The organism is Streptomyces sp. NPDC020597, assembly GCF_044335095.1.
Taxonomy (GTDB): domain Bacteria; phylum Actinomycetota; class Actinomycetes; order Streptomycetales; family Streptomycetaceae; genus Streptomyces.
The window spans coordinates 441,378-454,742 of the sequence record NZ_JBIRUL010000002.1 but is presented as its reverse complement, the minus strand read 5'-3'; the positions used below and the strand labels follow the sequence as shown (position 1 = coordinate 454,742).

Genomic DNA, 13,365 nt, shown 5'->3' with positions numbered 1-13,365 from the left:
GTCAGCGGTCTCCTTCCGCGCGGTCGTCGCGCTGGGCGGCCCCGGGGACGGGCCGGTTCTTCGCGGGCTCCCCGCCGGGCTGGTTCTTCGCGGGCTCCCCGCCGGGCTGGTTCTTCGCGGGCTCCCCGCCGGGCTGGTTCTTCGCGGGCTCCTCGACGGACTCGCCGTCGCGGTCGTCGCGCGACGTCCTGGCCGGTCCTGAGCTGTGCCGTCCCACCTCGGGCGTCGGCACGTCGATCGACTGGGAGCCGTCCTCCGGGGACGGCGACGAGCGGCCGGCGGCGGATCCGGGGGCGCCGTCGCCGTGCCGCCCCACCCCGGGCGTCGGCGCGGTGATCGACTGGGAGTCGTCCTCCGGGGAGGGATGCGGTGCGCCGGACCGGGCGGTCGCGGGATTCTGGTCGTTCACGTCGTTCCCCTCTCATCGTGGCCGGCGCCGTACCGGCCGCCGCCGTCGGTGTGCCCGCCCGCGTCGGCGCGATGCGGCACGCGGGCCCGGCGCGGCGTTCGCCTCGCCGCGCCGGGGCCGGACCGCTCCGCCCTGCCGGGCCGGGCGGCGCCGCCGAGGCCGGCTCGGGCGGTGTCCCGGCGGGTGTCGTACGCGGGTGCCGTACGAGGGTTTCCGCGTCCCCCGGGCAGGGGCCGCCAAACGTGCGCCGGTTTCCCGTCCGGGCCCCGGGTACCCGGGCGGCGACGACGAATCGCCCAGTCGCGGAGGTGCCCCCATGGCCGAGTACGGCTACTTCCTGGCCTGCGAGGAGTTCGCTCCCGCGGACCTCGTCGAGCAGGCGCGCATGGCCGAGCAGGCCGGATTCCAGGCGCTGTGGATCTCCGACCACTACCACCCGTGGAACGGCGAGCAGGGCCAGAGCCCGTTCGTCTGGTCGGTGCTCGGCGCGCTGTCGGAGGCGGTGTCGCTGCCCATCGAGACGGCCGTGACCTGTCCGACGGTCCGCATGCATCCGGCGGTGGTGGCGCAGGCCGCCGCCACGGCCTCGGTGATGACGCAGGGCCGCTTCCGTCTCGGCGTCGGCTCGGGCGAGGCGCTGAACGAGCACATCCTCGGCGACGCCTGGCCGCCCGCGAACGTGCGCCTGGAGATGCTGGAGGAGGCGGTCCAGGTGATGCGCCGGCTGTTCACCGGCGAGGAGGTCAGCCACTACGGGTCCCACTACACGGTGGAGAACGCCCGTCTGTACACGGTCCCCGACGAGCCGGTCCCCATCGACGTCTCCGGATTCGGCCCGAAGGCCACCTCGCTCGCGTCCCGGGTGGGCGACGGCTACATCACGATGATGCCGGACGGGCCGATGGTCGAGCAGTTCCGCAAGGGCGGCGGGGGCGCGAAACCGGTCAGCGGCGGCACGAAGGTCTGCTATGGCCCGGACCGGGCGGAGGCCGTCCGCACGGTCCGGCGCCTGTGGGCCAACCAGCTGCTGCCCGGTGAGATGGGCCAGATCCTGCCCACCCCCAGCCACTTCGAGCAGCTGGATCCGCTGGTCAGCGAGGAGATGGTCGCCGGGAACACGGTGTGCGGCGACGACCCGGACGAGCACGTCGCCGCTCTCACCGCGTTCTCCGACGCCGGCTTCGACCGTGTCTATGTCGGCCAGATCGGCCCCGACCAGCGCGGCTTCTTCGACTTCTACCGCACCAAGGTGCTGCCGGGCCTGCCGTGAGCGGCCCGACGCCGCGGAAATTCCCGGTGGGCGGCCGCCCCTCGCCCGTAGAGTCGCACCTTTCGACGGCGTCGACGGCGTCGCGGGCCTTTGCGAAGGAGCGGCAGTGAGTGAGCAGCACACCTACCGGGTGATCGTCCGGGGCACGTGGGAGGGCCTGCGGGAGGAGGACCGTGCGCGGCTGATCGCCGAGGCGGCCGACCACGGGCTGACGAGCATGCGGTTCACCGAGGAGGGCACGCTGACGTACGAGCCGTCGCCGCTGAAGCACTTCTCGATGCGCTACGTGGTGGTGTCGGACGCGGCGGACGGCGACGAGATGGCGGCCGCGCTCGCCGAGGAGCGCGCCGAGACGACGCTGCGGGAGCTCGGTCACGGCTTCACCGGGCTGAGGTCGACGGTCACGGACCTCGACACCATGAAGATCAACCAGAAGTCCGCGGCCCGGTCCGCGGCCCGGCGGTGATCGCCCACCGTTCGTGGTCACGCCACTCCCCGTCGATGTGGATCATCTCCGGGGAGAATCCCTCCAGCCGGAAGCCGCAGGCGCGGGCGAGGGCGATCGAGGCGGCGTTGCCGGGCTGCACGTTGATCTCCAGCCGGTGCAGCCGCAGCGGTCCGAACGCGTACCGCACCACGAGGCCGAGCGCCTCGCGCATCAGCCCCCGTCCGGCGGCGTGCGCGAAGGCGCCGTAGCCCAGTGCGCCGCTCTGGAACGCGCCCTGGACGATGTTGTTGACGTTGACGAACCCGGCGATGGCGTCGTCCTCCCGGGTGCACACCAGGAAGCCGGCCTTGGACGGATCCTCGATGAGCCGCCCCGCATAGGCCGTGTAGGCGTCGGCGGTGGCGGGCGGGAACAGCCACGGACGGTGCAATTCCTCGCTCTCGCGCACACGCGAGGTGAACTCCGGTCCGTCCTCGTAGGTGAAGTGGCGTATGCCCACGCGGGGGCCCTCGGCGAGGTAGCGCGATGCGGTGTGCGGCATCCGGCCAGCCTACGGCCGGGTCACCGGCGCCGGGTCCGGGAGTAGGCGAAGTACGACCCGCACAGCGCGCCGACGATCCCCGTGGCCAGCAGGGCGGCCCACAACGGCATGGTCACCACCGGGATCAGCAGCCGGATCTCCGTGTCCTGGGTGTTCTCGAAGATGAAGACCAGGGCGAGGACGGCGAGCACCAGGACGGCGATCCGGCCGGGCGTCATCGCCGTCCTCCCCCGGCTCCCGGAGGTGCTGGCGCTCTTCGAGGTCTTCGGACTCATGCCTCCAGGGTCGGGCCCGGCGGCCCGCTCACGCACGGTGAGGGCTGCCCTTCGGGTGACGCGGCGGCGAGGACCGCTCTCGCCGGGGCCCGCCGGTGTCGGCGGGCGAGGTCAGCGCAGGGCCGGGGTGTCGAGCGCGAGCGTGCCCTCGTCGGCGTCGAGCACGGCGCTCACGCCGAAGGGCACGGTCAGCGCTCCCTCGCAGTGCCCGAACCCGAGGTCCTCCACGACGGGGACGCCGAGTCCGCCGAGCCGGTCGGCGAGGACCGGACGGAGTTCCTCGTAGGGGCCGCACCGGTCCCAGGAACCGAGGGCGACGCCCGCGACGCCGTCCAGCCATCCGGTGCGCAGCAGTTGGGTGAGGGCCCGGTCGACGCTGTACGGCGGCTCGGCCACGTCCTCGATCAGGAGCAGCCCGCCGCGGGCGCCGGCCCGGGTGTGCGGGGTGCCGTACCCGGTGGCGAGCAGCGTCAGGCAGCCGCCCAGCGTGACGCCCCGCGCCCGGCCCGGGGCGAGGGCCGAGCCGGCGCCGACGACGCGGACGGTCTCGGGGGCGAACAAGGTGGCCCGCAGGTGGTCCTGCGCCCGGGCGTTCTTGATGAAGTCGATGCCCGCGGCCACCGGCCCGTACAGCGTGACCAGGCCCAACCGGAGCGCGAACGCCTCCTGCAGGGCGGTGCTGTCGCTGAAGCCGACGAACACCTTCGGGCCTGCGGCCCGCATCGCGTCCCAGTCGAGCAGGTCGACGACGCGCTGGGCGCCGTAGCCGCCGCGGGCGCACAGCACCGCGTCGACGCCTGGATCGCACCAGGCGCGTTGGAGGTCGGCGGCCCGGTCGGCGTCGGTGCCCGCGAGGTGCGGCAGGTCGGGGTGCCGGTCCAGTACGTGAGGGGCGGCCACGGGGTCGAGATCCCAGCTGCGCAGCACGTCGAGACCGGCCTGCAGCCTTTCCTCCGCCACCGGTCCGCTGGGGGCGACGACCGCGACCCGGGCGCCGGGGGCGAGCCGGGAGGGCCGTACGAGTTCCTTCACGGTGCGAGCTCCAGCCTGGGAACGCCGGGCGCCTTCAGCCCGAACACCTGAGCGTACAGCGAGAGCTCGGCCTCCAGCGCGCGCACCGTCGTGGCGGCCCGCCGGAACCCGTGCCCCTCTCCCTCGAACGTGAGGTACGCGTGCGGCACGGGCCGCCCCGCCAGCCGTCGAAGGAACCGCTCGCACTGGGCGGGCGGGCAGATCACGTCGTCCAGGCCCTGCAGCAGCAGGAACGGCACGGTGATCCGGTCGGCGTGCTCCACGGGCGAGCGCTCCGCGTACCGGTCGGGCGTTCCGACGAGCCAGTCCAGATAGCGCGACTCGAAGTCGTGGGTTCCGCCCGTCGCCCACCCGACGAGATCGAGCACCGGGTAGCGGATGACGCCGCAGGCGTAGACGCCGCCCCGGGTCAGCGACACGGCGGCGGTCCAACCGCCCGCGCTGCCGCCGCGGATCGCCAGCCGTGCCCGGTCCGCGAGGCCCTCGTCGGCGAGGGCCAGGGCGACGGCCGCGCAGTCCTCGACGTCGACGACACCCCACTGTTCGCGCAGCCGCTCCCGGTACTCCCGGCCGTACCCGGTGGAGCCGCCGTAGTCGACCTCGGCGACCCCGATGCCGCGGGAGGTGAAGTAGGCGATCTCCAGGTCCAGCACGAGCGGGGAGCGGTCGGTCGGGCCGCCGTGCGCCCACACCACGTACGGCGGCAGCTCGTCGTCGGGGCCGACGACGCCGGGGTGGCGGGGCGGGTGGACGTGCGCGTGGACGTCGCGCCCGCCGGGTCCGGCGAAGGTCCGCACCCGGGGCTCGGAGTAGTGGGCGGGATCCACCGGGTCGTGGTGCGCGGCGCCCACGACGCCGGCCCTGCCGGTGCGGGCGTCGATCTCGACCACCTCGTACCCGCTGCGGGGACTCGCCGCGACGGATACCACGCGTTCGCCGCGCACCGCGAGGGTGGGGGCGAACTCCGTCCACGGGCCGGCCGCGTCGGCGAGTTCGCCGGTCTGCGGGTCGAGGATGCCGAGCGCGGCGGTCCCCCGGCCGTGGACGACGGCCACGCGCCCGTCGTCCAGCGGCGCGAACCAGCGCAGTCCCGGCTTCCACAGGGCCCCGCCGAACTCCTCCTGCCGTGGGCACAGCGGCTCGTGGCCGCGATACAGGTTCCACCAGCCGCTGCGGTCGCTGACGTACAGCAGCGCGTCGTGCGCCGGCTGTCCCCCCTCGCCCGCCGTTGCCGCCCGGTCGCCCCCCGCCCTCGCCCAGTCGACCTGCGCGACCGACTCCCGCGGGCCGCCCGCCACGACCCGCGCCCCGCGCAGGACGCCGTCCCGCGTGACGTCGGCGACCAGGACCTCCGTGCCCTCCCACGGCATCCGGGGATGGTCCCAGACCAGCCAGGCGGCCCGGCGGCCGTCCCGGGTCAGCCGGAGACCGGTGACGAACCGGTGGCCGTCGTCGGTGAGTTCGCGCACCGCGGCGCGGTCGGCGGCGGCCGAGCCGTCCAGCGGAACGGCCGCGAGCACCCGGCGCACGTCGCCGGGCCCCTCGCCGGTGAACTCCTCCAGCACGCACCACACTTCACCCCGGTCGAGCAGCAGCTGCGGCTCGGCCCAGCGCAGTCCGCCGCCCACCGTGGAGAGGGGGGTGAGCGGTCTCGGCGCGCCGCCTGACCCGGGCTCGTACGCGTAGAGCCGCTGGTCGGCGAAGTGCGCGAACACCACCAGGACGCCGCCGTCGCGCACCGTGGCCGCCCAGGGCTGCCCGCCGTACTCGACGACCCGGCTGCGCACGTTCCAGGGCGGCGCGAGCACCGGCTCCTGCGTGCCGTCCACACGCCGCCGGACGAGGGTGCGGCGGCCGTCCTCGGCCGGCCGGGGCGCGGTCCACCACACCTCGTCGCCGACGAAGCCCACGTACTCGGGGCGCCCGTCGTGGGCGGCCGCGAGGGACGCGTCGACGGGGGACGGCCAGGATCCGTACGGCAGGACGCGCACCTCGCGCTCCGGGGCGCCCACGACGCGGTTCACGCCGTCCGCAGGAGCCGGTCGAGGACGCGGACGCCGAAGTGCAGCGCGTCCACGGGCACCCGTTCGTCGACCCCGTGGAAGAGGGCCTGGTAGTCGAAGCCGGGCGGCAGCTTCAGCGGGGCGAAGCCGTAGCCGGTGATGCCGAGCCGCGAGAACTGCTTGGCGTCCGTGCCGCCGGACATGCAGTACGGCACCACGTGCCCCTCCGGCGCGAACTCCTCGACCGCGGCCCGCATCCGGGCGAAGAGCGGCGCGTCCACCGGCGCCTGCAGGGCGAGCTCGCGGTGGGCGAACTCCCAGTCGACGTCGGGCCCGGTCAGTGCGTCGAGCGTCGCCCGGAACTCCTCCTCGCCGCCGTGCAGATACCGTCCGTCGACGTACCCGACGGCCGTCCCCGGGATCACGTTGAGCTTGTAACCGGCCTCCAGCATCGTGGGGTTGGCGCTGTTGCGGACGGTGGCCTCGACGAGGGAGGCGGCCGGCCCGAGCTTCTCCAGCAGACCGTCGACGTCGCTCAGGTCGGTCTCGATGCCGTACAGCGCGGCGAGTTCGGTCAGCGCGGCCCGGACGGTGGGGGTGAGCCGCAGCGGCCACTCGTGCTCGCCGATCCGGGTGACGGCCGCGGCCAGCCGGGTCACCGCGTTCTCCCGGTTGACCTTGGAGCCGTGTCCGGCGCGCCCGTGCGCGGTGAGCTTCAGCCAGCCGGTGCCGCGCTCGCCCGCGGCGACGGGATAGATCTCGCGTCCGGCGCCGTCGTGGAAGGTGAAGGCACCGGATTCGCCGATGGCCTCGGTGCAGCCCTCGAACAGCTCCGGATGCCGGTCGGCGAGGAACCCGGAGCCGTCCACGGCGCTGGCCTCCTCGTCGGCGGTGAAGGCGACGACCAGGTCGCGCCGGGGCCGCACGCCCTGCCGGGACCAGGCCCGCAGCACGGCGAGGATCATCGCGTCCATGTTCTTCATGTCGACGGCGCCGCGGCCCCACACCACGCCGTCGCGCACCTCGCCGGAGAACGGGTGCACGCTCCACTCGGCGGGCTCGGCCGGGACGACGTCCAGATGGCCGTGGACGAGCAGGGCGTCCGCGCCGGGGTCCAGGCCCTCGATCCGGGCCACCACGTTGGTGCGGCCCGGGGTGCGTTCGAGCAGCGTCGGCTCGACGCCCGCCTCGGCGAGCAGCGCGGCCGCGTACTCGGCGGCGGGGCGTTCACGGCAGTCGCCGCCGCCCCGGTTCGCGGTGTCGAGGCGGATCAGGTCGGAGGTGAAGCGGACGACCTCGTCCAGCGCACGTGCGTCAGCCATACTGCTCCTCGATCGCGGCCGAGACGATCGTGGTGACCGCCTTGAAGGTGCGGATGCCCTCGTACATGGTGCCGCTGGTGTACGCGACCTTGCGCTCGCCGGCGCGGGCGACGCCGGGCACCACGGTGGCCGCCATCGCCAGGTGCTCGGCGTCGAACTCCACGGCGACGGTGAACGGGCCTGCGCTCAACGGCTCCTGACGGACCGCCAGCACTGCCGCCTCCTGTGCCGCCGCCCGGATGTCGGCCGCGGTGCGGGCCGGGGGGCGGCACACCGCCGCGTAGCGTGAGACATGGTCCTTGACCGCCACCTTCAGCGCCTCGGGCGCGTAGCCGAGCGCGTCCTCGCAGGCCACGTCGTCGCCGGTGACGAGGACGACCGGCACGCCGAACTCGGCGGCCACCCGTGCGTTCAGCAGCCCCTCGCTGGCCCGCACGTCGTCGAGCCAGACGCCGGTGATGGAGTTGGCGAGGTAGGTGTGGGCGAGGACGCCCTCCATCCCGGCGCCCGCGTGGTAGCCCACGAACGCGATGCCGTCGACGTCGCCGTGCTGGACGCCCTCCACCATGGACAGCGACTTGTGCCGCCCGGTGAGCATCTGAGCCCGCTCGTCGAGCTGCTCCAGGAGCAGGTTGCGCATGGTCCAGTGGGCCTCGTTGATCAGAACCTCGTCGGCCCCGCCGGTGAAGAACCCCCGCACGGCGGCGTTCACGTCGGAGGTGAACATCGTGCGGCAGCGTTCCCACTGCGCGGTCCCCGGCAGCACGTCGGCGGGCCAGGTGACGCCGGTGGCGCCCTCCATGTCGGCACTGATCAGGATCTTCACGTCCGCGGCCCCCGTCCGGTCCAGGAAGTCCGAGCCTAGGACCTCTGCGGTCGATCACGGTGGAGAAAGGCCGCAACGCTCCCGGGCACAGCCGTCGGCACCGCCGTTGGCACCGCCGCGGGCTGACGTGCTGTGATCTGTCGCGTACACATCCGCACCGCGGTGATCGCGTGTCCGCGCCGCGGTGACCACGAGGGGATCGGCCATGACCGCACACACCACGCTGTCGGCGGAGCGTTTCGAGGCCGACCGGCCACGGCTGCGCGCCGTCGCCCACCGGATGCTCGGCTCGCTCGGCGAGGCGGACGACGCCGTGCAGGAGACATGGCTCCGGGCGAGCCGGGCCGACGTCGGCGACGTGACGAACCTCAGCGGGTGGCTGACCACGGTGGCGGGCCGGGTGTGCCTGAACATGCTGCGCTCCCGTGGGCGGCGACCCGAGACGCCGCTCGACGTCTGGTCCGCCGACGCCGCCGGGGCGGCCGCCGCACCGGCGGAGGGCGGCGACCCCGAGGAGGAGGCGCTCCTCGCCGACGAGGTCGGGGTGGCGCTCCTGGTCGTCCTGGACACGCTGGCCCCCGCCGAGCGGCTGGCGTTCGTCCTGCACGACCTGTTCTCCGTGCCGTTCGACGACATCGCCCCGCTGATCGAGCGCACACCGGCCGCCACCCGCCAACTGGCCGGGCGGGCCCGTCGCCGCGTGCGGGGCGGGGGCGCTCCCGCCGTCGACCGGGTCAGGCAGCGCGAGGTCGTCGACGCCTTCCTCGCCGCCACTCGCGGCGGCGACTTCGAGGCGCTCCTGGCGCTGCTGCACCCGGACGTGGTCCTCACCGCCGACCGTTTCGTGATCCCGACGCCCGGGCCGGTCTCCGTGAGCGGCGCCCGCCCGGTGGCCGAGGGCGCGATGGCGGCGACGGGGCGGGCCCGGTTCACCGGCCCCGCCCTGCTGGACGGCACGGTGGGCCTCGTGATGGCGCCGCACGGAAGGCTGCGGCTCGTGCTCGTCTTCACGTTCGCCGAGGACGGGATCACCGCGATCGACGTCGTGGCGGACCGGGAGCGGCTGGCCGGGATCGAGGTGGCGGCGCTCGACGCCGCGGCCAGCGCCGCCCCCTCGCTCGACGACTGACGCACCCGCGAGGCGGCGGCCGTGGTGTGCGGCCGCCGCCTCGCGCGGGGTCAGAACGCCAGGATCAGCGAGGCCGCCGCCGGCGCCGCGTACAGCAGCGGGAACGGCACGTGCGAGAACCAGCGGGCCCGCAGCACGGTGACCGCCGCCCCGAGGAAGTACAGGACGAGACCGGTCGCGGCGGCCACGCCGACTCCGGGCACGAACAGTCCGGCCAGCAGACCGGCCGCTCCGGCGGCCTTGGCCGCGCCGAGCCACGGACCCCAGGCGCGCGGCACTCCGTAGTCGGCCAACGGCTTCAGCACCCATTCGGCGCCGAGCAGGACCGAGGCGGCCGAGAAGCCCGCCATGGCTGCGGCGACGACGGTGACGACGACATAGGCAGTGGACATTTCAACAGCTCCTCTTGGGGTTCCTTGTGCTCCTCACCCCCCTGACACCGTTCGCGGCGGGGATGTGACAGCACGAGAGGCCGTTGCCGTGTGATGGCCGTCATATGCTCCGGGCGGCCACCAGCCACCTGGACGGCAGCTCGATCCTGGTGCCGTCGGCAGTGGACTCGGTGGTGAACAGCGGCAGTTCGCCCGACGCCAGCACGACGAGCCCGGCGTCCCGCAGATGGACGGGCACCGCGGCGTCGGCGACCTCGCCGGGGGCGATGCCGTGCCGGAAGACGGGCGCGAGCTTCGGCGGCGGACCGGACGGACTCTGCGCCAGCGCGCCGAGGACGGGACGCGCGGCCTCCGCCGGCTCGACGAGGAAGACCCTGCCGCGCTCCCCCGCCAGCGCGGCGATGCCGTCCACCAGCGGCTGGCGGTCGGCGGGCTCGCACTGGTGCAGAACGCCCCGCACATAGACGTTGGCGTCCCCGAGTTCGGCGTGCAGCGCCTCGGCCGCGCCCCGGTCGGTCGCGTCCAGCTCCCGGTACCCGGCCTGCCCGGCGGGGTCGGCGCGCCGTGCGTGGTCGAGGGCGGCCGCGGACAGGTCGGCGCCGATCACCCGAGGGAAACGCTCCGCGAGATACCTGGTCTGGGTGCCGTTGCCGCAGCCGAGGTCCACCAACGCCAGCTCCGGATCGAGGAGATAGGGCTCGAAGAGGGCCAGGTGGAGCGCGGCGGTGACCTTCGGGTCCGCGTCCCAGAACACTTCGCCCGGCTCCTTGGGGGCCTCCCGCCAGAAGCCCTCCCACGCCTGCCGGTACCGACTCGCCACGCTCATGCCCAACTCCCCAGGGTGCACAGCCGATCCGCCGTAAGCGACGGGCGAGTACGGTCTACCGTCCCCCGTGAGACCGCGACAAGCACGGTGCACGTTCCTTCACGCCGCGTTCGCGATCCGCGGGGCGTGGCGCGCCGCCCCGCTCCCCGGTGCGGGCCGGGGCGGGTCAGCGCCGTGGAAGCGTCAGTTCGAACCACACGGACTTGCCCGTGCGCGTACGGCTGGCGCCCCACTCGCGGGCCAGCGTGCCCACCACGCGCAGTCCCCGCCCGACCTCGTCGCCGGGACCGGCGCTCAGCAGGGTGGGCAGCTCGTGATCGTCGTCGTCGACCTCGCACAGCAGGGTGTCGCCGCGGACCAGGCGCACGGCCACGGGGTTGCGCCGGGAGTGCCGTACGGCGTTGGTGACGAGCTCGCTCACCAGCAGCTCGGCGGGGTCGGCCGACTCGCCGAGCCCCCAGTCGTGCAGTTGCTCGCGGACCGCCGCCCGCGCCCGGCCGACCTCCGCCGGGTCCGGGAGGAACCGCCATTCGGCGACGTCGTGCGGGGCGATGCCGCCGAGCCGGGCCATCAGCAGGGCGACGTCGTCCTTGCGGCCGCCGCGGGTGTTGAGGGCGCGGACGATGGTGTCGCAGGCGTCGTCCATCGAGGCGGCCGGATGGGCCGCGGACTCGCACAGGGTCGCCAGACCGACGCCGATGTCCTCGCCCCGCATCTCCACGAGCCCGTCGGTGCACATCACCAGCCGGTCGCCCGGCGCCACGCGCACCCGCACCGCCTCGAACGGCACGCCGCCGACGCCGATGGGCGCGCCGGTGGGGAGTTCGAGGAGCTCACTGCGGCCGTCGGCGGCGCGCACCAGCACGGGCGGGATGTGGCCCGCGTTCGCGAGGTGCAGTTCGCCGGCGATCGGGTCGTACACGGCGTACAGGCAGGTCGCCAGATAGCCGTCGCCGAGCCGCTGGGCGAGGTCGTCGAGGTTGCGCAGCAGTTGCGCGGGCGGCAGGTCCAGGGCGGCCATCGTCTGCACGGCGGTGCGCAACTGGCCCATCATGGCGGCGGAGTTGAGTCCGTGGCCCATGACGTCGCCGACCACGAGGGCGGTGCGCGCGCCGTGCAGTTTCACCGCGTCGAACCAGTCGCCGCCGACCCGCCCGAGCAGGGTGCCCGGCAGATAGCGGGTGGCGATGTCACAGCCCGCCATCCGGCGCGGGATGTGCGGCAGCATGCTGTCCTGGAGGGTCTCGGCGACGGACTCCTGGTAGGTGTACATGCGGGCGTTGTCGAGCACGAGGCCCGCGCGGGCGGCGAGTTCGGCCCCTGTGACCCGGTCCATGTCGTTGAACTCGACGCGCTCGGGGTGGCGCAGCAGGATCATGAACCCGAGGACGACGTTGCGGGCTTTCAGCGGCACGACCAGCATGGAGCGGCCGGTGATGAGGGGCCGGATGTCGCGCTTGTCGAACTGGGAGGCGATGGCGTGCCCCAGCTGTTCGCCGATGCGCGGCACGAGGACCGGCTCGCCCGTGGTCATGCACTGGAAGAACGGGGTGTGCGCGGGGAACGGCATGGCCTCGCCGACGGGCACGACGTCGTCCCAGCGGCCGGGTTCGTCGGTGTGCTCGAGGGCGACCCGGTGCCACATCGTGGTGGTGTCCGGCACGCCGTCGGGGAAGCCCTCGCCGGCGACGACCTGTTCGCGCAGATAGGTGCCGGCCACGTCGGTGAAGCGCGGCACGACGGCTCTGCTGACCTCGACGATGGTGCGGGAGAGGTCGAGGGAGGTGCCGATCCGCCCGCTGACCTCGTTGAGGAACTCCAGGCGCTCGCGGACGGCGACGTACTCCAGGTCCTCGCCGTCGTCGCCGGGCTGGTCGGGTATCGGCAGCCCTTCGGCGGCGGCGCGGGCGGCGTGCTCGCGCCGCTCTCTGCGCTCGACGCGCCGGGCGACGCCCCAGTCGGGGGTGACGGGCACCCGGTCGTTGTGGCTGAACTCCAGTACCGGGTAGCCGAGTTCGAGGATCTGTCCGACGATGCGGGCGCTGTCGCCGACGCTCATGCTGGGCATGATCTCGGGCAGCCGGCGGGCGAGTTCGTCCGCGCCGGGGAAGTCGGTGTGCACGGCGAATCCGGGCGCGACGCGTTCCACGGCCGAGAGGTTCGCCGGTTCCCCCTCGTGACGCAGGACCGTCGCGTCGGCGGCCAGCACCAGCAGCCGTTCCGTCCCCGGTCCGACCAGCGGGTAGGCCCACCACAGGACGTCGACGCGATCCCGCTCCGGCACGGTCAGCCTGGCCCGGCCGGCCGCCGGGTAGCCGAGCCCGCGGTCCAGGGAGGAGTCCAGTCCGGGCCCGAGGCCGTCGTAGGCGCCGTACTCGCTGTAGGCGCCGCCCGGGAAGTCGCCGTAGGGGAGGTCGTCGTCGGGTTCGGGGAGGGCGCCGGCGACGGGCAGCAGATCGATCGCCGGGCGGCCGATCGCCTCGTCCTTGCCGACGCCGAAGAGCCGGCGTGCGCCGGTGCTCCAGTGGGAGACGAGGCCTTCGCGGTCCACGACGACCACCGCCAGCGGGACGCGCCCGGCGTCGACGGGCGTGTCGTCCTTGGCCCGTACGGGCTCCCGCTTCGCGTGGTCCGCCGGCTCGCCGCCGGCTCCGCGGCTGGGAGGCGCGTCCCTCTCGGTGCCACGGTCCATGGCCCAGGCCCTCTCTCCCCAGAGCTGTGCAAGATCTGTCCCGCAGCACCACCGTACGGCCACGCCGGTGGGCATGTGCGGCAATGGCGGAATTGGTTTCCCCTGGTGCCCGCCTGGGTAAGCCGCAGGTCGCGCGGTCCCCGGGACGGGCCCCGGAACTCGTGGCCGGGCGGCGGATCGCGTCCCGTGCGGCCGCCGTC

General features: G+C 74.2%; 13 protein-coding genes. 3 read left to right on the top strand and 10 right to left on the bottom strand.

The genetic code is table 11. From position 1 onward, the window contains the following. Position 1: 1 nt before the first annotated feature. Positions 2-409, bottom strand: coding sequence for a hypothetical protein (locus ACH4ZA_RS05575; protein ID WP_398428150.1), 408 nt, complete (start codon positions 407-409; stop codon positions 2-4). 316 nt (positions 410-725) lie between these two features. On the opposite strand from ACH4ZA_RS05575, the gene ACH4ZA_RS05570 reads away from it, so the two are divergent. Together ACH4ZA_RS05570 and ACH4ZA_RS05565 are read left to right on the top strand one after the other, a co-directional pair. Next, positions 726-1,679 carry an LLM class F420-dependent oxidoreductase gene (locus tag ACH4ZA_RS05570; RefSeq protein WP_398428148.1) on the top strand — a complete coding sequence of 318 codons (954 nt, stop codon included), beginning with the start codon at positions 726-728 and terminating at the stop codon, positions 1,677-1,679. A 106-nt stretch (positions 1,680-1,785) separates the two neighbouring features. Continuing rightward, entirely contained in the window at positions 1,786-2,145 is a 360-nt protein-coding gene (locus ACH4ZA_RS05565; protein ID WP_319277835.1) for a DUF6204 family protein, read from the top strand. Here the strand turns inward: ACH4ZA_RS05565 and ACH4ZA_RS05560 are convergent. The 6 genes from ACH4ZA_RS05560 to ACH4ZA_RS05535 form a co-directional block, all read right to left on the bottom strand. After that, complete coding sequence (locus ACH4ZA_RS05560; RefSeq protein WP_398428146.1) at positions 2,105-2,668, bottom strand: GNAT family N-acetyltransferase; 564 nt, start codon at positions 2,666-2,668, stop codon at positions 2,105-2,107. The genes ACH4ZA_RS05565 and ACH4ZA_RS05560 overlap by 41 nt on opposite strands. Before the next feature lie 20 nt (positions 2,669-2,688). After that, positions 2,689-2,943, bottom strand: coding sequence for a LapA family protein (locus ACH4ZA_RS05555; protein ID WP_319277837.1), 255 nt, complete (start codon positions 2,941-2,943; stop codon positions 2,689-2,691). 111 nt (positions 2,944-3,054) lie between these two features. Next, entirely contained in the window at positions 3,055-3,975 is a 921-nt protein-coding gene (locus ACH4ZA_RS05550) for an LD-carboxypeptidase (RefSeq protein WP_319277838.1), read from the bottom strand. Next, positions 3,972-5,966 carry a S9 family peptidase gene (locus ACH4ZA_RS05545; protein WP_398428257.1) on the bottom strand — a complete coding sequence of 665 codons (1,995 nt, stop codon included), beginning with the start codon at positions 5,964-5,966 and terminating at the stop codon, positions 3,972-3,974. Before ACH4ZA_RS05545 ends, ACH4ZA_RS05550 begins: the two co-directional genes overlap by 4 nt. Before the next feature lie 29 nt (positions 5,967-5,995). Continuing rightward, positions 5,996-7,300, bottom strand: coding sequence for a M20/M25/M40 family metallo-hydrolase (locus ACH4ZA_RS05540; protein WP_398428144.1), 1,305 nt, complete (start codon positions 7,298-7,300; stop codon positions 5,996-5,998). Further along, positions 7,293-8,126, bottom strand: coding sequence for a M55 family metallopeptidase (locus ACH4ZA_RS05535; protein WP_319277840.1), 834 nt, complete (start codon positions 8,124-8,126; stop codon positions 7,293-7,295). Before ACH4ZA_RS05535 ends, ACH4ZA_RS05540 begins: the two co-directional genes overlap by 8 nt. A gap of 205 nt (positions 8,127-8,331) precedes the next feature. Here ACH4ZA_RS05535 and ACH4ZA_RS05530 point away from each other — a divergent pair, with 205 nt between their 5' ends. After that, on the top strand, positions 8,332-9,255 hold the full coding sequence (locus ACH4ZA_RS05530; RefSeq protein ID WP_398428142.1) for a sigma-70 family RNA polymerase sigma factor: 924 nt from the start codon (positions 8,332-8,334) through the stop codon (positions 9,253-9,255). A gap of 50 nt (positions 9,256-9,305) precedes the next feature. Here the strand turns inward: ACH4ZA_RS05530 and ACH4ZA_RS05525 are convergent, their stop codons facing one another. The 3 genes from ACH4ZA_RS05525 to ACH4ZA_RS05515 form a co-directional block, all read right to left on the bottom strand. After that, a complete protein-coding gene (locus tag ACH4ZA_RS05525; RefSeq protein ID WP_398428140.1) occupies positions 9,306-9,647 on the bottom strand; it encodes a DoxX family protein in 342 nt (113 codons plus the stop codon). Positions 9,648-9,747: 100 nt separating this feature from the next. Next, a complete protein-coding gene (locus ACH4ZA_RS05520) occupies positions 9,748-10,473 on the bottom strand; it encodes a class I SAM-dependent methyltransferase (protein ID WP_398428138.1) in 726 nt (241 codons plus the stop codon). 166 nt (positions 10,474-10,639) lie between these two features. Beyond that, positions 10,640-13,165, bottom strand: a complete 2,526-nt coding sequence (locus ACH4ZA_RS05515) for a SpoIIE family protein phosphatase (RefSeq protein WP_398428136.1) — start codon at positions 13,163-13,165, stop codon at positions 10,640-10,642. Between the last annotated feature and the right edge of the window lie 200 nt (positions 13,166-13,365).